The following is an 18,559-nucleotide window of genomic DNA, read 5'->3' on the forward strand; positions in this document are numbered from 1 at the left end:
GCGGGGCAGGGACGGTCAGCGCCAGTCGGGGCCGGCGGTGTCGTCGACGTCGCTGGGGTCGCGAGGGCTCACGGCCTGGTCGGAGAGCTGGTCGGGGAGGTGGTCGTCCCCGCCCGAGGACCTCATCAGGCTGGCGACCGCCGTGACGACCAGGGTCACGATGATCACGCCCAGGCTGAACAGCGAGGAGATCTCCGGAGCGCCGTGCACGCCGTGGCCGCCGTTGATGAACGACAGCTCGTTCTCGTGCAGCGCGTGGAGCACGAGCTTGACGCCGATGAAGGCGAGGATGAAGGCCAGGCCCAGCGAGAGGTAGACCAGGCGCTGCAGCAGCCCGCCGAGCAGGAAGTACAGCTGGCGCAGGCCCATCAGCGCGAACACGTTGGCGGTGAAGACGAGGTAGGGCTCCTGCGTGATCCCGAAGATCGCGGGGATCGAGTCCAGCGCGAACAGGATGTCGGTGACGCCCAGCGCGATGATCACGATGACGATCGGCGACACGAAGCGGACACCGTTCTCGACGTACCAGAGCTTGAGCCCGTGGTAGGCCTCCCCGACGCGCATGTGCTTGCGGGCGAAGGAGACGACGGCGTTGTCCTCGGGATGCTCGTCCTCGTGGCTGCCGTAGGACTTCACGAGCTTGACGGCGGTGTAGACGAGGAAGGCACCGAAGAGGTAGAAGACCCAGCTGAAGTTCTCGATCAGCGCGTAGCCGAGCGCGATGAAGATGCCGCGGAACACGAGCGCGAGGACGATGCCGACGAGCAGCGCCTCCTGCTGGTACTTCCGGGGCACCTTGAGCGCCGCCATCAAGATGATGAAGACGAACAGGTTGTCGATCGAGAGCGAGTACTCCGTGAGCCAGCCGGTGTAGAACTCGATGCCGTAGTCGTGCCCGTGGTGCAGCAGGATGAACGCACCGAACGCGAGCGCCGCGCCGACGTAGAAGCAGAGCGCGACGGCGCACTCCTTCATGGTCGGCTCGTGCGGGTCGCGCGCGATGACGACGACGTCGAAGAGGAGGACTCCGACGGTCACCGCGATGGTGATCGTCCATTCCAGGCTGGTCACGTCCATAGAGGTGTCCCTTCAGGGGGGCGGATGCGTCGACTGATCGCCCGAGGTCTCTTCCGCTGCCGACGGCGGGTACGCCGTGTCGCAGCCTACGGGACCGGAGCGGGCGACTTCGACCGCTCGTGATGACGAGCCCGCAGCGAAGGAATACTCCCCCCTGGTGCCCCGGATCCTTCCACGTCCGCCGGGTGCTGGTCCAATCAGGCGCTCAGGGCAGGCCGGTGACCCGGGCCATGGTGGCGAGCTTGGCGCCGGTCTCGCGGACCTCGGCCGCGGGATCGGAGCCTGCGACGATCCCCGCGCCGGCGAACAGCCGCAGCCGCGGGCCGTCCATCACGGCGGCGCGGATGGTCACGGCGAACTCGCCGTCGCCGTGCCTGTCGACCCAGCCGACGCAGCCGGCGAACCAGTCGCGCAGGTCGCCCTCCAGATCGGCGATGACGGCGTTGGCGGCTGCCGTCGGCACCCCGCCGACGGCCGGCGTGGGATGCAGCAGTTGGGCCAGGCGCAGGGCGCTCGGGCCGTCGACCGGGTCGGCGAGGCGCGCGTGGATCGGCGTGGCGAGATGCCAGACCGTGTCGGTGGAGAGCAGCTCCGGCGTCGCGGGGTACTCGATCTCCACGCACACGTCCTTGAGGGCGTGCACGATCGCCTCGACGACGAAGGCGTGCTCGGCGAGGTCCTTCGCCGACTCCTGGAGGCTCGCCGCGCGGCGCAGGTCCTCCGCCTCGTCGTCGGAGCGCGGCGCCGAGCCGGCCAGCGGGGTGCACGAGATGACCGCTCCCTCCCGGCGCACGAGGAGCTCGGGGCTGGCCCCGACCAGGTTCGGGCCGTCGCCGTGGGGCGAGGCGTCGAGCGGCACGCTGAACACGTAGCGCCCCGGGCGCGTGGTGAGCAGCCGGTCGATGATCTCCGCCGGCACGAGAGGTGGCGAGCTGACCACGTCGAGGCAGCGGCCGAGCACCACCTTGTGGATGTCCCCGGACGCGATCCGCTCGAGGGCGGTGGCCACCATGACGGCGTACTCGTCCGCGGTGGGGAACTCGGTGACCTCGTAGGTCCGCTCGACGGTGGCCTCGGTGTCCGGACGTTGCAGCGCGTGCTCGGAGCCGGTCGCGAAGTGCGCGATCCCGGGCGCGCCGGCTGCGAACGAGAGAGCGCACAGTGCCCGCTCCCCCGGCTCGAGGTCGGCGACGACCGCGTCCGCCCACCCATGATCGGCGCCGTCGGCGACCTCCCAGGTGCGGCGCACCGAGCGGGCGACGTAGGCCTCCTCGCCGGAGGCGAAGAGCATCGGTCGGGCCGCGAGAGCCGCCGGGGTGATCGGTTCCCGCGCCATGGGGTCCAGACTAATCGAGAGCCCCACACGGGACGCCGAGCGCCTCGAGCCGGGCGCGACCGCCGTCCTCGGCGGTGAGCACCCACACCCCCGCCTCGGTGAGGGCGAAGGTGTGCTCGTAGTGCGCCGCCCAGCTGCCGTCGCTCGTGACGACCGTCCACTCGTCGGCCGCCACGTCGCTGTCGTGCGTGCCGAGCGTGATCATCGGCTCGACGGCGAGCGCGGTCCCCTCGCGCAGCCGCGGACCGCGTCCGGGCCGGCCCTCGTTGGGGACGTCGGGCTCCATGTGCATCGCCGTGCCGATGCCGTGGCCGGTGTAGCCGTCGACGATGCCGTAGTCGCCCTGAGCCCGGACGTACGACGCCACGGCGTGCGAGATGTCACCGACCCGGCCGCCGGCGCGCGCCGCCGCGAGGCCCCGCCACAGCGACTCCTCCGTGACCCGCATCAGCTCGGCCACCTCGTCCCGCACCGTGCCGACCGCGACGGTGATCGCGGCGTCACCGTGCCAGCCCTGGCCGGCGTCGTCGAACACGATGGCGCCGCAGTCGATGGAGATGGCGTCGCCCTCGACGAGGACCCGGCTGCCGGGGATGCCGTGCACCACCTCGTCGTTGACCGAGGCGCAGATGCTCGCGGGGAACGGCGGCTCGCCGTACCCGAGGAACGACGGAACGGCGCCCTGTTCGCGGATCGTCTGCTCGGCGAGGGCGTCGAGCTCGGCGGTGGTGACGCCCGGGCGGACCGCGTCACGCAGTCGCGCGAGCGTGCGGCCGACCACGAGGCCGGCCGCACGCATGACGCGGACCTGCTCCGGGGTCTTGAGCTCGATCCGGTGCTGGTCGAAGAACAAGCGGGGGTCAGCTCTCGGGCACGTCGTCGAGGGCGTCGAAGATCCGCTGCTGGACCTCCTCGACCTCGCCCATGCCGTCGACGGAGACGACCAGGCCGCGCTCGCCGTAGACCTCGATGAGCGGCTCGGTCTCCTCGGCGTAGACCTCGAGGCGGCGCCGGATGACGTCCTCGGTGTCGTCCGCGCGGCCCTCGATCTGGGCGCGCTTGAGCAGGCGGCCGACGACGGCCTCGCGGTCGACGGTCAGGCACAGCACGGCGTCGAGCCGGTGACCGGTCGCGTCGATCATCGCGTCGAGCTCGGTCACCTGGGCCAGGGTGCGCGGGTAGCCGTCGAGGAGGAAGCCCTTCTCGGCGTCCGGCTCGGCGATCCGGTCGCGGACCATCTTGTTGGTGACCTCGTCGGGGACGTACTCCCCGGCGTCCATGTAGCGCTTGGCCTCCACGCCGAGCGGCGTGCCCTGGCCGACGTTGGCGCGGAAGATGTCGCCGGTGGAGATGGCCGGGACGCCGAAGTGGTCGGCGACGGCCTTCGCCTGGGTGCCCTTGCCGGCACCCGGCGGGCCCATGATCAGAAGCCTCAACGCAGGAATCCTTCGTAGTTGCGCTGCTGGAGCTGGCTCTCGATCTGCTTCACCGTGTCGAGGGCGACGCCGACCATGATCAGGATCGACGTTCCACCGAAGGGGAAGTTCTGGTTGGCATCGATCAGCACGAACGCGATCAGCGGTACGAGCGAGATCAGACCCAGGTAGAGAGCGCCCGGCAGCGTGATGCGGGACAGGACGTAGGACAGGTAGTCCTGGGTCGGCTTGCCCGCCCGGATCCCGGGGATGAAGCCGCCGTACTTCTTCATGTTGTCGGCCACCTCTTGCGGGTTGAAGGTGATCGACACGTAGAAGTAGGTGAAGAAGATGATCAGCCCGAAGTATGCCGCCATGTGCACCGGGTGTCCCTGGTCGACGAGGTACTCGTTGACCAGGCGGATGAACTTGTTGGGGTTCTCCTGGTTGAACTGCACCGCCATCGCCGGCAGGTAGAGCAGCGACGAGGCGAAGATGACCGGGATGATGCCGGCCTGGTTGACCTTGAGCGGGATGTAGGTCGAGCTTCCGCCGAACATCTTGCGACCGACCATGCGGCGGGCGTACTGCACCGGGATGCGCCGCTGGGCCTGCTCGATGAAGATGACCGCGGCGACCAGCACCAGGCCGATGACGACCACGATGCCGAAGGTCCACCAGCCCTGACTGATCTTCACCTGCCACAGCGAGGCCGGGAAGGTCGCCACCACCTGGGTGAAGATCAGGATCGACATGCCGTTGCCGACGCCGCGCTCGGTGATGAGCTCGCCGAGCCACATGATGACGGCGGTGCCGGCGGTCATGGTCACGACCAGGACGAGGAAGGTCGTCGTGTCGTTGCTGTGCAGGAGCGGGAACTGTGTGGCGTCACAGCCCTGCAGCAGGTTGCCGGTGCGCGCGAGGGCGACGATGCCGGTGGCCTGCAGGACCGCGAGACCGAGCGTGAGATAGCGGGTGTACTGGGTGATCTTCGTCTGACCGGCCTGGCCCTCCTTCTTGAGGGCCTCCAGGCGCGGGATCACCACGACGAGCAGCTGCAGGATGATGCTCGCGGTGATGTACGGCATGATGCCGAGCGCGAAGATCGTCAGCTGGAGGAGTGCTCCGCCGGAGAACAGGTTGACCAGGCTGTAGAGGCTGGCGTTGCTGCCCTCCTCGACCACCTTGATGCACTTCTCCACGTTGGAGACGTGCACGCCAGGTGCCGGGATCTGCGATCCGGCCCTGAAGATGACGATGATCAACAGGACGAACAGCAGCTTGCGCCGCAGGTCCGGTGTCCGGAAGGCGTTCACGAACGCGGTGAGCACTCGGGTCCTCTTTCTACTCCTGGCTGCCGCACGCACGGGGGCTTCGCCCCCGTGGACTCCCGACAGGGAACGGCCGCGGGAAGCCTAACAGGCAAGGTGTTGCGATGACGCTGCGCGCCGGGGATGCGCGAGGGGCGCGGCATGCTGGTCGAAGCCAGCCCACCGCGCCCCTCGCGTGTGCCTCACAGAACCGTGACGGTCCCGCCGGCGCTCTCGATCTTCTCCTTGGCCGATGCGGAGAACGCGTTCGCGCTCACCGACACCTTGACCGTCAGCTCGCCCTGGCCGAGCACCTTGACGGGCTCGCCCTTGCGGACCGCGCCCTTGGCGACCAGCGTCTCCGGGGTGACGTCGCCACCCTCGGGGAACAGCGCGCTGATCCGGTCGAGGTTGACGACCTGGAAGGTCACCTTGAAGGGGTTCTTGAAGCCCTTGAGCTTCGGGAGCCGCATGTGGAGCGGCATCTGGCCACCCTCGAACGCGACCGGGACCTGGTAGCGGGCCTTGGTGCCCTTCGTACCACGACCGGCGGTCTTGCCCTTGGATCCCTCACCACGACCCACGCGGGTCTTGGCGGTCTTGGCGCCCGGTGCCGGGCGCAGGTGGTGCAGCTTGAGCGTCATCTCACTCGCCTCCGACGACCTCGACCGTCACCATGTGACGGACGGTGTGGACCATGCCCCGGATCTCGGGACGGTCCTCCTTGATCACGACGTCGCCGATCCGCTTGAGGCCGAGGCTGCGCAGCGTCTCGCGCTGGTTGGCCTTGGCGCCGATCTTCGACTTGGTCTGCTGGACCTTCAGCTGTGCCATCAGAGGGACACCGCCTCGGGAGCCGAGGCCTTGGCGGCCGCCGCGGCGGCCTCGCCCTCGGCCTTGGCCTTGAGCAGCGCCGCCGGGGCGACGTGCTCGACAGGCAGCCCGCGTCGTGCGGCCACCGACTCCGGCTGCTCCAGCATCTGGAGCGCCGCGACGGTCGCGTGCACGATGTTGATCTGGTTGGACGAGCCCAGCGACTTGCTGAGCACGTCGTGGATGCCGGCGCACTCGAGAACCGCACGCACCGGTCCACCGGCGATCACACCGGTACCGGGCGCGGCCGGGCGCAGGAACACCACGCCGGCGGCCTTCTCACCCTGGACCGGGTGCGGGATCGTGCCCTGGACGCGGGGAACGCGGAAGAAGTTCTTCTTCGCCTCCTCGACACCCTTGGCGATCGCCGCGGGAACTTCCTTCGCCTTGCCGTAGCCGACGCCGACCAGGCCGTCGCCGTCGCCGACGATCACGAGGGCGGTGAAGCTGAAGCGACGACCACCCTTCACGACCTTCGCGACACGGTTGATCGCGACGACGCGCTCGACGTACTGGCTCTTGTCGGCGCCGCCGCGGCCGCCGTCACGACCACCACGGCCGCCACGATCGCCGCCCGAACGCTGTCCGCGCTGGGGTCCGCTCATGATTTCTCCTCAGTCCTGTTCGCGTCTCAGAAGGTCAGGCCGCCCTCGCGGGCGCCATCGGCCAGGGCCGCGATGCGACCGTGATACTTGTTGCCGGACCGGTCGAAGACGACCGACTCGACACCCTGCTCCTTGGCACGGGCGGCAACGAGCTCGCCGACCTTCTTCGCCTTGGCCGTCTTGTCGCCGTCGAAGGCGCGCAGGTCGCCCTCGAGGGTCGACGCGGAGACCAGGGTCTTGCCGGCCAGGTCGTCGACGACCTGAGCGGTGATGTGCTTGCTCGACCGGGTGACCACCAGGCGCGGACGCTCGGTGGTGCCGGAGATCTTCTTGCGACCGCGGATCTGGCGGCGCAGCTTGGAGCTGGCGCGAGCCGAGAGGTTCCGCTGGTGCTTGAGGGTGATCGCCATGGTCACTTACCAGCCTTTCCGACCTTGCGACGGACATGCTCGCCGGAGTACCGGACGCCCTTGCCCTTGTAGGGCTCGGGCTTGCGAAGCTTGCGGATGTTGGCGGCGACCTCGCCGACCAGCTGCTTGTCGATCCCGGCCACACCGAGCTTCGTCGGGCCCTCCACCGTGAAGGTGATGCCCTCGGGAGCGTCGAAGATGATCGGGTGCGAGTAGCCGAGCTGGAACTCGAGCTGCGTCGGGCCCTTCGAGAGGACGCGGTAGCCGACGCCCACGATCTCGAGCTTCTTCTCGTAGCCCTCGGTGACACCGACGACCATGTTGTTGATCAGAGTGCGGGAAAGGCCGTGGTAGGCCTTCGAGACCCGCTCGTCGTCAGGACGCTTGACGTCCAAGACGCCCTCGCCCTTCTCGACGGTGATCGGAGCGACCACGGTGTGGCTCAGGGTGCCCTTGGGACCCTTGACCGTGACGGTGGCGCCGTCGATCTGGACGTCGACCCCAGCCGGGACCGGGACGGGGAGCTTGCCGATGCGCGACATGTTCTTCTCTCTCCTTCCTCAGCGGTTCCGGGTCACCAGACGTAGGCGAGGACTTCCCCACCCACGCCCTTCTGGTTGGCCTGGCGGTCGGTCAGCAGGCCCTGGCTCGTCGAGATGATCGCCACGCCCAGGCCGCCGAGAACCTTCGGCAGGCCGGTGTGCTTGGCGTACACCCGCAGGCCGGGCTTGCTGATGCGGCGGACGCCGGCGATCGAGCGCTCGCGGTTGCGGCCGTACTTGAGGGTGACGGTCAGCAGCTTGCCGACGCCGTTCTCGTTGTCGGCGACCCCGTAGGAGGTGATGTAGCCCTCCTGCTTGAGGATCTCCGCAACGCCCTCCTTGAGCTTGCTGTACGGCATGGTCACCGCGTCGTGGTACGCCTGGTTGGCGTTGCGCAGACGCGTGAGCATGTCTGCGATCGGGTCAGTCATCGTCATGATGTGTGTTTCCTTCTGCTGCGGTTTCCCCTCGCTCACGGCGAGGGGACCTGCAACGTTGTGGGACTAGATCCGGTGGTCGGGACTCACCAGGAGGACTTGGTCACGCCGGGCAGCTCGCCGCGGTGGGCCATCTCCCGCAGGCAGATCCGGCACAGGCCGAACTTGCGGTAGACGGCCTTCGGCCGGCCGCAGCGCTGGCAGCGGGTGTAGCCGCGCACCGCGAACTTGGGCTTGCGGGCCGCCTTGACCTTGAGCGCAGTCTTCGCCATGTCAGTTCTCCTTGAACGGGAAGCCGAGCTGCTTCAGCAGCGCTCGTCCCTGCTCGTCGTTGGTCGCCGTGGTGACGATGGTGATGTCCATGCCCCGCTGGCGGTCGACCTTGTCCTGGTCGATCTCGTGGAACATGACCTGCTCGGTCAGACCGAACGTGTAGTTGCCACGGCCGTCGAACTGCTTGGGCGAGAGGCCACGGAAGTCGCGGATGCGCGGCAGCGCGAGCGACAGCAGACGGTCGAGGAACTCCCACATGCGGTCACCGCGCAGGGTGACGTGGGTGCCGATCGGCATGCCCTCGCGCAGCTTGAACTGCGCGATCGACTTGCGGGCCTTGGTCACGGCCGGCTTCTGGCCGGTGATCGCGGTGAGGTCGCGGATCGCGCCCTCGATCAGCTTGGAGTCACGCGCCGCCTCGCCGACACCCATGTTGACCACGATCTTGGTCAGACCGGGGACCTGCATGACGTTGGCGATCTCGAACTCGGCCTTGAGCGCCGGGAGGATCTCCTCGCGGTACCTGGTCTTGAGACGAGGGGTGACCTTCTCGGCCACCGCACCCTCAGTGAGCGTCTCGCTCATGTCAGATCTCCTTCCCGGTCTTGCGGGAGATGCGCACGCTGCGCGTCGAGCTGTACTCGGAGCCGTCGGGACGGCGCTTGGTGACGTCGACCCGCTTGTAGCCGACCTTGGTCACGCCGTCACCCTCGACGAGCATCACGTTGGAGACGTGGATCGGGGCCTCGGTGGTGATGATGCCGCCGGTGTTGCCGGCGCGCCCACCCTGGTCGACGACCTTGGTGTGCTTCTTGATCCGGTTGACACCCTCGACGATCACGCGCTCCTCCTCACGGAGGACCTTGATGATCTTGCCCTCGGCGCCCTTGTCCTTGCCGGCGATGACCTTGACGGTGTCGCCCTTCTTGACGCGCAGGTTGGGCTTCTTGCGAACCTGCTCGGACTTCTTGCGGGCAGCCATCACAGCACCTCCGGAGCCAGCGAGATGATCTTCATGAACTTCTTCTCTCGCAGCTCACGGCCGACGGGGCCGAAGATGCGGGTTCCACGGGGCTCGCCGTCGTTCTTGAGGATCACCGCAGCGTTCTCGTCGAACCGGATGTACGAGCCGTCGGGACGGCGGCGCTCCTTGACGGTGCGCACGATGACCGCCTTGACGACGTCACCCTTCTTCACGTTGCCACCCGGGATGGCGTCCTTGACGGTGGCGACGATGACGTCACCGATCCCGGCGTACCGACGACCGGAGCCGCCGAGCACGCGGATGCAAAGGATCTCCTTCGCACCGGTGTTGTCGGCGACCTTGAGTCGCGACTCCTGCTGAATCATCGATTTCTCCTGGTTGTCGTGCCGGTTCTCGGGTCCTCACTCCGGTTCACGGAGCGGGCCGAGCCTGGCCGAACGGATTTACTTCGCGCGCTCGAGGATCTCGACCACGCGCCAGCGCTTCGTGGCCGACAGCGGGCGGGTCTCCATGATGAGGACGCGGTCGCCGACACCACAGTCGTTCTGCTCGTCGTGGGCCTTGAGCCGCGTGTTGCGGCGCATGACCTTGCCGTACAGAGCGTGCTTGACGCGGTCCTCGACGGACACGACCACGGTCTTGTCCATCTTGTCGCTGACCACGAGGCCCTCGCGGGTCTTGCGGGCGTGGCGCTGAGTGGTCTCGCTCGACTCGCTCATCAGTTCTCCTCCTCCGTACCCGGGGCGGTCCGGATGCCGAGCTCGCGCTCACGCACCACGGTGTAGATCCGGGCGATGTCCTTCTTGACCGTGCGGAGCCGACCGTGGCTCTCCAGCTGGCCGGTGGCCGCCTGGAAGCGCAGGTTGAACAGCTCCTCCTTGGCCTCGCGCAGCTTCGACTCGAGGTCGACGTCGTTGAGCTCGTCCAGCTCGTGGGCGCGGATGACGTTCGCCATCAGAACTCACCAGCCTCTCGCGTGATGAAACGGGCCTTCATGGGCAGCTTGTGGATCGCACGGCGCATGGCCTCGCGTGCGATGTCCTCCGGGACGCCGGAGAGCTCGAACATGACGCGGCCGGGCTTGACGTTGGCGACCCACCACTCGGGCGAGCCCTTACCGGAGCCCATGCGGGTCTCGGCGGGCTTCTTGGTGAGCGGGCGGTCCGGGTAGATGTTGATCCAGACCTTTCCGCCACGCTTGATGTGGCGGGTCATCGCGATACGAGCGGACTCGATCTGACGGTTGGTGACGTACGCACCCTCGAGCGCCTGGATACCGAAGTCACCGAACGCGAGCGACGTACCGCCCTTGGCAGCACCCGACCGCTTGGGGTGGTGCTGCTTGCGGTGCTTGACGCGACGCGGCATCAACATGGGTCAGGACTCCGTTCCGGGGGTCGGCTCGGCGGCCGGCGCAGCCTCGACGGCGTCCGCGGGAGCGGCAGCCTCGGCGTTGCGGTCCGAGCGGTTCGGGCGGTCGCCGCGCGACCCACGGGTCGGACGCTCGCCACCTCGGGTGGGGCGGCCACCGCGACCGGGGACACCGGCGCGGGCGGCAGCCTGGGCCTGACGCTCGGCACGGGTGCCGGCGACCTCGCCCTTGTAGATCCAGACCTTCACGCCGATGCGACCGAAGGTCGTGCGGGCCTCGTAGAAGCCGTAGTCGATGTCGGCACGCAGCGTGTGCAGCGGGACGCGGCCCTCGCGGTAGAACTCGGTGCGCGACATCTCGGCGCCGTTGAGGCGGCCGGAGCACTGGATCCGGATGCCCTTGGCACCGGAGCGCATCGAGGTCTGCATGGCCTTGCGCATCGCGCGACGGAACTGCACGCGGCCCGACAGCTGCTCGGCGACGCCCTGGGCGACGAGCTGAGCGTCGATCTCGGGGTTCTTGACCTCGAGGATGTTCAGCTGGACCTGCTTGCCGGTGAGCTTCTCGAGCTCGCCGCGGATGCGGTCGGCCTCGGCGCCACGGCGGCCGATGACGATGCCCGGACGCGCGGTGTGGATGTCGACGCGGACCCGGTCCCGGGTGCGCTCGATCTCGACCTTGGCGATGCCGGCCCGCTCCATGCCCTTGCTGAGCAGCTTGCGGATGGCGACGTCCTCGCCGACGTAGGACTTGTACAGCTTGTCGGCGTACCAACGCGACTTGTGGTCGGTCGAGATGCCGAGGCGGAAGCCGTTCGGGTTGATCTTCTGGCCCATTACTTCTTGGCCCCCTTCTTGGTCTTCGCGACGACGGTCTCCGCGGGCTGGACCGCGATGGTGATGTGGCTGGTGCGCTTGTTGATCCGGGTGGCCCGGCCCTGCGCACGCGGACGCCAGCGCTTCATCGTCGGACCCTCGTCGACCCGCGCGACCGAGACGACCAGGTCGCCGGTGGCGAGGCCCTCGGTGGTCGCGGCGTTCGCGACGGCGCTCTGCAGCACCTTGTAGACGGTCTCGGAGGCCGACTGCGGCGCGAACTGCAGCAGCGTCAGCGCCTCGTCGGCGGGCAGGCCGCGGACCAGGTCGACGACGCGACGCGCCTTCATCGGGGTGATCCGCACGAAGCGTGCGGTCGCGAACGCGCCGGGCTCGTCGCCCAGGAGGGACTCGCGACGCGCGCTGGTGCGGTGACGCTCAGTGGTGCTCATCGACGGCGTCCCTTCCGGTCTTCCTTGACGTGGCCGCGGTAGGTGCGCGTGGGCGCGAACTCACCGAGCTTGTGGCCGACCATGGAGTCGGACACGAAGACCGGGACGTGCTTGCGGCCGTCGTGGACCGCGATCGTGTGGCCGATCATCGAGGGGATGATCATCGACCGGCGCGACCAGGTCTTGATGACGTTGTGGGTGCCCTTCTCGTTCTCGGCGTCCACCTTCTTGAGCAGGTGGCCGTCGACGAAGGGGCCCTTCTTCAGGCTGCGAGGCATCGTTGCAGTTCCTATCAGCGCTTGTTCTTGCCGGACTTGCGGCGGCGGATGATCTGGGAGTCGCTGGCCTTGCGCTTGCGCGTACGGCCCTCGGGCTTGCCCCACGGCGAGACCGGGTGGCGACCACCGGAGGTCTTGCCCTCTCCACCACCGTGCGGGTGGTCGACCGGGTTCATGACGACACCACGGACGGTCGGGCGCTTGCCCTTCCACCGCATACGACCGGCCTTGCCCCAGTTGATGTTCGACTGCTCGGCGTTGCCGACCTCGCCGATCGTCGCGCGGCAGCGCACGTCGACGTAGCGCATCTCGCCCGAGGGCAGACGCAGGGTGGCACGCGAGCCCTCACGGGCGACGAGCTGCGCGCTGTTGCCGGCCGAGCGGGCCAGCTTGGCGCCGCCACCGGGACGAAGCTCCACGCAGTGGATCGTCGTACCGACGGGGATGTTGCGCAGCGGCAGGTTGTTGCCCGGCTTGATGTCGGCACCGACGCCGGCCTCGACCCGCATGCCCTGGGTGAGGTCCTTGGGCGCCACGATGTAGCGCTTCTCGCCGTCGGCGTAGTGCAGCAGCGCGATGCGCGCGGTGCGGTTGGGGTCGTACTCGATGTGAGCGACCTTGGCCGGCACGCCGTCCTTGTCGTAGCGACGGAAGTCGATGACGCGGTAGGCGCGCTTGTGACCGCCACCCTGGTGCCGGGTGGTGATCCGGCCCTGGTTGTTGCGGCCGCCCTTCTTGGGCAGCGGACGGGTCAGCGACTTCTCCGGCGTGGTCCGGGTGATCTCGGCGAAGTCGGCCACCGAGGAGCCACGACGGCCCGGGGTGGTCGGCTTGTACTTGCGGATAGCCATCAGGCCTGACCTCCGAAGATGTCGATGCGGTGACCGTCGGCCAGGCTCACGATGGCGCGCTTGGTGTCCTTGCGCTTGCCGAGGCCGTTGCGGGTGCGGCGGACCTTGCCCGGACGGTTGAGCGTGTTGACCGAGGTGACCTTCACGCCGAAGACCTTCTCGACGGCGATCTTGATCTCGGTCTTGTTGGCGTCCGGGTGCACCAGGAAGGTGTACTTGTTGGCGTCGAGGAGGCCGTAGCTCTTCTCCGACACCACCGGCGCGATCAGGACGTCACGGTGGTCCTTGTGCAGGGTGCTCATCAGTTGTTCTCCTCCTCGGCGTCCCCAGCGAGGGCGGCGTTGCCACCGACGAGGCGGTCGAAAGCGGCCTTGCTGAACACCACGTCGTCGCTCACGAGGACGTCGCGGGTGTTGAGCTGGTCGACGGCCACGATGTGCACCTCAGGGGCGTTGCGCAGCGAGAGCCAGGTGAGGCTGTCGGAGCGCTCGAGCACGACGAGGAACTTGCGGCGGTCGGACAGCTCGAAGAGCGAGGCCAGCGCGGCCTTGGTCGACGGCTTGTCACCGGAGACCAGACCCTCGACGACGTGGATCCGCTCGTTGCGGGCCCGGTCGGAGAGGGCGCTGCGCAGGGCGGCGGCCTTCATCTTCTTGGGGGTGCGCTGGCTGTAGTCACGCGGCTGCGGGCCGTGGACGATGCCACCGCCGGCGAACTGCGGCGCGCGGGTCGAGCCCTGGCGGGCGCGACCGGTGCCCTTCTGCTTGTAGGGCTTCTTGCCACCGCCGCGGACCTCGCCGCGACGCTTGGTGGCGTGGGTGCCCTGGCGCGCGGCCGCCTGCTGGGCGACGACGACCTGGTGGATCAGCGGGATGTTGACCTCGACGTCGAAGATCTCGGCGGGGAACTCAACGGAAACGTTCTTGGCCATGATCGGGTTCAGCCCTTCTTCGCAGCCGTGCGGAGAACGACGAGACCGCCCTTGGGGCCGGGGACGGCGCCCTTGATCAGGACGATGCCCTTCTCGACGTCCACGGCGTGGACGGTGACGTTCTGGGTGGTGACGGTGTCGGTACCCATGCGGCCGGCCATGCGCAGACCCTTGAACACGCGACCGGGGGTGGCGCACGCGCCGATCGAGCCCGGCTTGCGGTGGTTGCGGTGGGCACCGTGCGAGGCGCTCACACCGGCGAAGCCGTGGCGCTTCATGACACCGGCGAAGCCCTTGCCCTTGCTGGTGCCGGTCACGTCGATGGCCTGGCCGGCCTCGAACGTGTCGACGGGCAGCTCCTGGCCGACGGTGTACTCGCTGGCGTCGGCGGTGCGGATCTCCACCACGTGGCGGCGCGGGGTCGTACCGGCCTTGGCGAAGTGACCCGCCTGCGGCTTGTTGACCTTGCGGCCCTCGATCTCGCCGAAGCCGATCTGGATGGCGTTGTAGCCGTCCGGCTCGGGCTGGCGGACCTGGGTGACGACGTTGGTGCCCGCGGCGACCACGGTGACCGGGATGACCCGGTTGTTCTCGTCCCAGAGCTGGGTCATGCCGAGCTTGGTGCCCAGCAGGCCCTTCACGTTGCGCTCAATAGTCATGTCTTGAACCTCAGAGCTTGATCTCGATGTCGACACCGGCCGGCAGGTCGAGGCGCATGAGGCTGTCGACCGTCTTCGGCGTGGGGTCGATGATGTCGATGAGCCGCTTGTGGGTGCGCATCTCGAAGTGCTCGCGCGAGTCCTTGTACTTGTGCGGCGAGCGAATCACACAGAAGACGTTCTTCTCTGTGGGCAGCGGCACCGGGCCAGCGACCTTCGCGCCCGTTCGGGTGACCGTGTCAACGATCTTGCGCGCCGAGGTGTCGATCACCTCGTGGTCATAGGCCTTGAGCCTGATGCGGATCTTCTGTCCCGCCATAGGTCTCTCTCGTCCTTACTCGTCGTACGACTCTGGGTCCTTCAGCTCCGACCCCCGCGGTCGGGCGTGTCGCGCCGTGTTGAGGGCACACACGTCTTCCCGGGGGAAGTGGAGCTGTTGTTCTCGGCTGCCTCGTGTCTCACGGACGTGCGGTGCGAGCTGATGTCGACGACCGGGCACGCTCCACGCGGCTCGGATCGGCCGGATGTTCCGGTGGCCGACCACTCCGCTGGGGAGACACGATTCAGTAGTCAAGATCTGGCACGCACCCCGACGACCTGTCCGGGGCAACCGGAACATCTTGGCAGAGTTCGCGGGGGCCACCAAATTGCGGAGCCCGTTTGCGGCCAGGGCCCGGATGCAAGGATGACCCGCATGACCGACGGCCCCTCCCAGCACTACCCGCCCCCGGGGGCGCCGCCGCCTGCCGACCCCGTCCCGCCCGGCGCGAGCGGGGCCGGCGGCCCCGCACCGGGCGCGGCTCCCGAGCCGCCGCCCGCCCCCTGGGCGGCGTACCCGACCGCCCCGACGACGCCGGGCCCCCGGCCCCCGGCGGGCCTGATGCTCGGCGCGGCCCACAAGCCCGGCGCGCTCCCCCTGCGCCCCCTCAACCTCGGCAGCATCTACGACGGCGCGTTCCGGATCATCCGGTTCAACCCGAAGGCCACGGTCGGGGCCGCGGTCATGGTGACCGCGCTCGCGATGACGATCCCCGTCGCGGTGACCCTCGTGCTCACCTTCACCGTCGGCCTCGCGACCGACATGTCCGGAGACGTCGACACCGAGGCCACCACCGCCGAGCTCGTGGGCCTGCTCGCGGCGTACGGCTCCCTGCTCGTCTCGCTCGTCGTCGCCCAGGTCGGGGTGGTGTTCGTGACCGGGATGGTCGCCCACGTGACCCGCGCGGCCGCGGTCGGGCGGCGACTCGGCCTGGCCGAGGCATGGGCCGCGACCCGCGGCAAGCGCTGGCGGCTGCTCGGGCTGACCGTGCTCCTCAACCTCGCCTTCCTGGCGATCCTGGTCGTCTACCTGCTGATGTGGGTGGTCGTCGTCGCCGTCAGCGACAGCCCCTGGCCGGTCGTGGCCTGGGCCGTGGTGAGCCTGCCCGCCGTCGCCGCGCTGTGCTGCTGGCTGTGGATCCGCTTCTACTATCTGCCGGTCCCGGCGCTGATGCTGGAGCCGGTCGGCGTCTTCGCGGCGATCGGGCGGGGCTGGCGGCTCACCTCGCGGCAGTACTGGCGCACCTTCGGCATCGCCCTGCTGACCGTGATCATCGCCCAGTTCGCCGGCGGACTCCTCTCCCTCCCGATCAGCCTCGTCGGCAACGTCGCGGTGCTCGCGGCCCCCGAGTACGCCGCGCTCCTCCTGGTGCTCACCCAGGCGGGGGCCTTGATCGTCCAGAACGCCTTCGTGGCGCCCTTCCTCGCCGCTGTCACCTCGGTGCAGTACGTCGACCTGCGCATGCGCAAGGAGGCCTTCGACGTCGAGCTCATGCGCGAGGCGGGGATCGTCCCCGCATGACATCGTCCCCCCTGAGCGCCCCGCCGACGTGGCTGCTCCGGCTCGACCCACCGCTCGATCCGAGCGGCGACGAGGCGCGCCGCCAACTGCGGCGTGAGCTGGTGCGGCCCGAGTACTACCAGGACGACATCGTCGGACGGCTGCAGCGCTGGCTCGACCGGTTGATCACCGGCACCATCGACGCCGCCTCGGGCTCGTCCGGGCTGACCAGCGCCGCCGCCATCCTGGTCGTCCTGCTGATCGTCGCGGGCGTCCTGTTCCTGGCCAGCCGCGCCCGTCGTACGGCGCGGGGGCGGTCCGCCGACGCCCCCGCGCTCACCGGCGAGGTGATCACTGCCGACGAGCTGCGCGCCCGCGCCGAGGCGGCCCTGGCTGCCGGCGACCCTGCCGGCGCGCTCGTCGACGCCTTCCGGGCCGCCGCCGTCCGGCAGGTCGAGCGCGGCCGGATCGAGGACCTGCCCCAGGCGACCGCGCACGAGCTGGCCGCAGCGCTGGTCGCAGTGTTCCCCGAGCACCGCGGACCCGTGCTGCACGGGGCCGACCTCTTCGACGGAGTGCTCTACGGCGAGCGACCGGCCACGACCGCGGAGGCCCGCGAGCTGTTGGCGCTCGACGACACCCTCGTCGGACGAACGGCCCGCCGATGACCCCGCCGACGAGCCCGCCGACGACCCCGGCGACGACCCCGGCGACGAGGTGGCGGCTGTCCCGGACCCGGGTGGTCGTGGTGGCGGGGATCGTGCTCGCGCTGGTCGTGGCGGTGTGGACGACCCGCGGCGCCGAGGAGTACCCAGGCGTCGCCGACCCGCGCAATCCCGGGCCCGAGGGCGCCCAGGCGCTGGCCCGTGTCCTCGACGACCAGGGGGTCGACGTCACCATCGCCCGCTCGGCCGACGCCTTCGAGGAGGCACAGGTCGACGGGGCCACGACGGTCGTCGTGAGCGGGACCGACCAGCTGGCTGCGAGCACTCTCGAGCGGATGCGCCGCCACGCCGCGGGCGCCGCCCGGATCGTGCTCGTCGAGCCCGACTACGCGCTGGTGCAGGAGATCGACCCCGGACTCGGCCAGCTCGGCGTGTCGGCCGACGAGGACGACGCGGTCCGCGCCCACTGCCCCGACGGGGTCGCGGGGGTGGACCTGGACGGGCTGAGGATCGAGGTCGACAGCGCGACGTCGTACAACGGCGAGGGCTGCTTCCCGCGAGGCGAGCGCGCCCTGGTCCGCACCGTCGGGGGCCTCGTGCTCCTCGGCGCGGGCCAGGCCCTCACCAACGACCAGATCACCCGCGCGGACAACGCGGCACTGGGCCTGCGGCTGCTCGGCCAGGACCCGCGCCTGGTCTGGTACGTCCCCGACGCGACCGACGCGGTCTCCGACGACGCCGTGACGATCGGCACCCTGCTGCCCGACTGGATCGGCCCCGCGCTGTGGATCCTCGCGCTCGCGGGGATCGCGCTGCTGCTGTGGCGGGTACGCCGGCTCGGCCCGCTGTCCACCGAGCCGCTGCCCGTCGTGGTGCGCGCCGTGGAGACCGCGAGCAGCCGCGGCCGGATGTATCGCCGCAGCGGCGACCGGGCGCACGCCGCCCGCGCCCTGCGCGGCGCCGCGCGATCCGACATCGCCCGCCGGCTGCGCCTGGACCGCGGCGCCCCGACCCAGGTGGTCGTCGAGGCGGCCGCCCGCCACCTGGGCGCTCCGGCCGAGACCGTGGCCGCCCTGCTCGACGACCACCGCATGCCACCGGCGACCGACCAGGACCTGGTCCGGCTCGCGCAGGACCTGGCCCGACTGAGGAGAGAGGTACGACGCTCATGACCCAGACCATCCACGAGGCCGGCGTGCGCGAGCGGCTGCTGGCCGTGCGCCAGGAGGTCGCCAAGGCCGTGGTCGGCCAGGACGCGGCCGTGTCCGGGCTGCTCGTCGCGCTGCTGTGCGGCGGCCACGTCCTCATGGAGGGCGTGCCCGGGACGGCGAAGACCCTGCTCGTGCGGACCCTGGCCCAGAGCCTGGACGTGCAGACCCGCCGGGTGCAGTTCACCCCCGATCTGATGCCGGGCGACATCACCGGCTCGCTGGTCATCGACTCCGCGGGCGGCG

30 protein-coding genes are annotated in these 18,559 nt (G+C 69.4%); 4 read left to right on the forward strand and 26 right to left on the reverse strand.

Translation table 11 applies throughout. From position 1 onward, the window contains the following. Positions 1–15: 15 nt before the first annotated feature. From FHP29_RS03620 to rpsJ, 26 genes are all read right to left on the reverse strand, one after another. Positions 16–1,077, reverse strand: a complete 1,062-nt coding sequence (locus FHP29_RS03620; protein WP_139621504.1) for a TerC family protein — start codon at positions 1,075–1,077, stop codon at positions 16–18. Between the two features lie 205 nt (positions 1,078–1,282). Then, positions 1,283–2,413 carry an isochorismate synthase gene (locus FHP29_RS03625; protein ID WP_139621505.1) on the reverse strand — a complete coding sequence of 377 codons (1,131 nt, stop codon included), beginning with the start codon at positions 2,411–2,413 and terminating at the stop codon, positions 1,283–1,285. Between the two features lie 10 nt (positions 2,414–2,423). After that, positions 2,424–3,266 carry a type I methionyl aminopeptidase gene (gene map / locus FHP29_RS03630; RefSeq protein ID WP_275669415.1) on the reverse strand — a complete coding sequence of 281 codons (843 nt, stop codon included), beginning with the start codon at positions 3,264–3,266 and terminating at the stop codon, positions 2,424–2,426. A 7-nt stretch (positions 3,267–3,273) separates the two neighbouring features. After that, entirely contained in the window at positions 3,274–3,849 is a 576-nt protein-coding gene (locus FHP29_RS03635; protein WP_192903957.1) for an adenylate kinase, read from the reverse strand. Next, positions 3,846–5,159 carry a preprotein translocase subunit SecY gene (gene secY / locus FHP29_RS03640; RefSeq protein WP_139621506.1) on the reverse strand — a complete coding sequence of 438 codons (1,314 nt, stop codon included), beginning with the start codon at positions 5,157–5,159 and terminating at the stop codon, positions 3,846–3,848. Before secY ends, FHP29_RS03635 begins: the two co-directional genes overlap by 4 nt. Positions 5,160–5,341: 182 nt before the next feature. Next, positions 5,342–5,782, reverse strand: coding sequence for a 50S ribosomal protein L15 (rplO, locus tag FHP29_RS03645; protein WP_139621507.1), 441 nt, complete (start codon positions 5,780–5,782; stop codon positions 5,342–5,344). Between the two features lies 1 nt (position 5,783). Further along, positions 5,784–5,972, reverse strand: coding sequence for a 50S ribosomal protein L30 (gene rpmD / locus FHP29_RS03650; RefSeq protein ID WP_139621508.1), 189 nt, complete (start codon positions 5,970–5,972; stop codon positions 5,784–5,786). After that, positions 5,972–6,616 carry a 30S ribosomal protein S5 gene (gene rpsE, locus FHP29_RS03655; RefSeq protein ID WP_139621509.1) on the reverse strand — a complete coding sequence of 215 codons (645 nt, stop codon included), beginning with the start codon at positions 6,614–6,616 and terminating at the stop codon, positions 5,972–5,974. Before rpsE ends, rpmD begins: the two co-directional genes overlap by 1 nt. Before the next feature lie 26 nt (positions 6,617–6,642). Next, a complete protein-coding gene (gene rplR / locus FHP29_RS03660; protein WP_139621613.1) occupies positions 6,643–7,026 on the reverse strand; it encodes a 50S ribosomal protein L18 in 384 nt (127 codons plus the stop codon). A 2-nt stretch (positions 7,027–7,028) separates the two neighbouring features. Further along, the gene (gene rplF, locus FHP29_RS03665) at positions 7,029–7,568 is read right to left on the reverse strand and encodes a 50S ribosomal protein L6 (protein ID WP_139621510.1); all 540 of its coding nucleotides are present in this window, start codon (positions 7,566–7,568) and stop codon (positions 7,029–7,031) included. Positions 7,569–7,600: 32 nt separating this feature from the next. Further along, the gene (rpsH, locus tag FHP29_RS03670; protein ID WP_056894487.1) at positions 7,601–8,005 is read right to left on the reverse strand and encodes a 30S ribosomal protein S8; all 405 of its coding nucleotides are present in this window, start codon (positions 8,003–8,005) and stop codon (positions 7,601–7,603) included. An 86-nt stretch (positions 8,006–8,091) separates the two neighbouring features. Then, positions 8,092–8,277 carry a type Z 30S ribosomal protein S14 gene (locus FHP29_RS03675; RefSeq protein WP_011757321.1) on the reverse strand — a complete coding sequence of 62 codons (186 nt, stop codon included), beginning with the start codon at positions 8,275–8,277 and terminating at the stop codon, positions 8,092–8,094. A gap of 1 nt (position 8,278) precedes the next feature. Next, positions 8,279–8,863, reverse strand: a complete 585-nt coding sequence (gene rplE / locus FHP29_RS03680) for a 50S ribosomal protein L5 (protein ID WP_139621511.1) — start codon at positions 8,861–8,863, stop codon at positions 8,279–8,281. 1 nt (position 8,864) lies between these two features. Then, positions 8,865–9,260 (reverse strand): 50S ribosomal protein L24, encoded by a 396-nt coding sequence (gene rplX, locus FHP29_RS03685; RefSeq protein WP_240044284.1) that lies wholly within the window; start codon positions 9,258–9,260, stop codon positions 8,865–8,867. After that, positions 9,260–9,628: a 50S ribosomal protein L14 gene (gene rplN / locus FHP29_RS03690; RefSeq protein ID WP_017932847.1), complete on the reverse strand. Its 369-nt coding sequence runs from the start codon at positions 9,626–9,628 to the stop codon at positions 9,260–9,262. Before rplN ends, rplX begins: the two co-directional genes overlap by 1 nt. Before the next feature lie 78 nt (positions 9,629–9,706). After that, on the reverse strand, positions 9,707–9,982 hold the full coding sequence (rpsQ, locus tag FHP29_RS03695; protein ID WP_139621512.1) for a 30S ribosomal protein S17: 276 nt from the start codon (positions 9,980–9,982) through the stop codon (positions 9,707–9,709). Then, positions 9,982–10,218, reverse strand: coding sequence for a 50S ribosomal protein L29 (gene rpmC, locus FHP29_RS03700; RefSeq protein WP_139621513.1), 237 nt, complete (start codon positions 10,216–10,218; stop codon positions 9,982–9,984). Before rpmC ends, rpsQ begins: the two co-directional genes overlap by 1 nt. Beyond that, complete coding sequence (gene rplP, locus FHP29_RS03705; RefSeq protein WP_139621514.1) at positions 10,218–10,637, reverse strand: 50S ribosomal protein L16; 420 nt, start codon at positions 10,635–10,637, stop codon at positions 10,218–10,220. The genes rpmC and rplP overlap by 1 nt, the downstream gene beginning before the upstream one ends. A 3-nt stretch (positions 10,638–10,640) precedes the next feature. Beyond that, on the reverse strand, positions 10,641–11,471 hold the full coding sequence (gene rpsC, locus FHP29_RS03710) for a 30S ribosomal protein S3 (RefSeq protein WP_139621515.1): 831 nt from the start codon (positions 11,469–11,471) through the stop codon (positions 10,641–10,643). Continuing rightward, positions 11,471–11,902, reverse strand: coding sequence for a 50S ribosomal protein L22 (gene rplV / locus FHP29_RS03715; protein ID WP_139621516.1), 432 nt, complete (start codon positions 11,900–11,902; stop codon positions 11,471–11,473). The genes rpsC and rplV overlap by 1 nt, the downstream gene beginning before the upstream one ends. After that, positions 11,899–12,180 carry a 30S ribosomal protein S19 gene (gene rpsS / locus FHP29_RS03720; RefSeq protein ID WP_139621517.1) on the reverse strand — a complete coding sequence of 94 codons (282 nt, stop codon included), beginning with the start codon at positions 12,178–12,180 and terminating at the stop codon, positions 11,899–11,901. Before rpsS ends, rplV begins: the two co-directional genes overlap by 4 nt. A 14-nt stretch (positions 12,181–12,194) precedes the next feature. Then, a complete protein-coding gene (rplB, locus tag FHP29_RS03725; RefSeq protein WP_139621518.1) occupies positions 12,195–13,031 on the reverse strand; it encodes a 50S ribosomal protein L2 in 837 nt (278 codons plus the stop codon). After that, complete coding sequence (gene rplW, locus FHP29_RS03730; protein WP_139621519.1) at positions 13,031–13,333, reverse strand: 50S ribosomal protein L23; 303 nt, start codon at positions 13,331–13,333, stop codon at positions 13,031–13,033. The genes rplB and rplW overlap by 1 nt, the downstream gene beginning before the upstream one ends. Beyond that, the gene (rplD, locus tag FHP29_RS03735; RefSeq protein WP_139621520.1) at positions 13,333–13,962 is read right to left on the reverse strand and encodes a 50S ribosomal protein L4; all 630 of its coding nucleotides are present in this window, start codon (positions 13,960–13,962) and stop codon (positions 13,333–13,335) included. Before rplD ends, rplW begins: the two co-directional genes overlap by 1 nt. An 8-nt stretch (positions 13,963–13,970) precedes the next feature. Beyond that, on the reverse strand, positions 13,971–14,621 hold the full coding sequence (gene rplC / locus FHP29_RS03740; RefSeq protein WP_139621521.1) for a 50S ribosomal protein L3: 651 nt from the start codon (positions 14,619–14,621) through the stop codon (positions 13,971–13,973). A 10-nt stretch (positions 14,622–14,631) separates the two neighbouring features. Continuing rightward, positions 14,632–14,940 carry a 30S ribosomal protein S10 gene (gene rpsJ / locus FHP29_RS03745; RefSeq protein WP_007078637.1) on the reverse strand — a complete coding sequence of 103 codons (309 nt, stop codon included), beginning with the start codon at positions 14,938–14,940 and terminating at the stop codon, positions 14,632–14,634. A 375-nt stretch (positions 14,941–15,315) separates the two neighbouring features. Here rpsJ and FHP29_RS03750 point away from each other — a divergent pair, with 375 nt between their 5' ends. The 4 genes from FHP29_RS03750 to FHP29_RS22465 all read left to right on the forward strand — a co-directional run. Next, positions 15,316–16,461 (forward strand): hypothetical protein, encoded by a 1,146-nt coding sequence (locus FHP29_RS03750; RefSeq protein WP_139621522.1) that lies wholly within the window; start codon positions 15,316–15,318, stop codon positions 16,459–16,461. Continuing rightward, positions 16,458–17,108 (forward strand): DUF4129 domain-containing protein, encoded by a 651-nt coding sequence (locus FHP29_RS03755; RefSeq protein ID WP_139621523.1) that lies wholly within the window; start codon positions 16,458–16,460, stop codon positions 17,106–17,108. The genes FHP29_RS03750 and FHP29_RS03755 overlap by 4 nt, the downstream gene beginning before the upstream one ends. After that, entirely contained in the window at positions 17,105–18,277 is a 1,173-nt protein-coding gene (locus FHP29_RS03760) for a DUF4350 domain-containing protein (protein WP_139621524.1), read from the forward strand. The genes FHP29_RS03755 and FHP29_RS03760 overlap by 4 nt, the downstream gene beginning before the upstream one ends. Then, the coding region (locus tag FHP29_RS22465) for an AAA family ATPase (protein ID WP_240044285.1) at positions 18,274–18,559 on the forward strand (286 nt) is incomplete at its 3' end. The genes FHP29_RS03760 and FHP29_RS22465, both read left to right, overlap by 4 nt.

Source organism: Nocardioides albidus (assembly GCF_006335005.1).
GTDB classification, from domain to species: domain Bacteria; phylum Actinomycetota; class Actinomycetes; order Propionibacteriales; family Nocardioidaceae; genus Nocardioides; species Nocardioides albidus.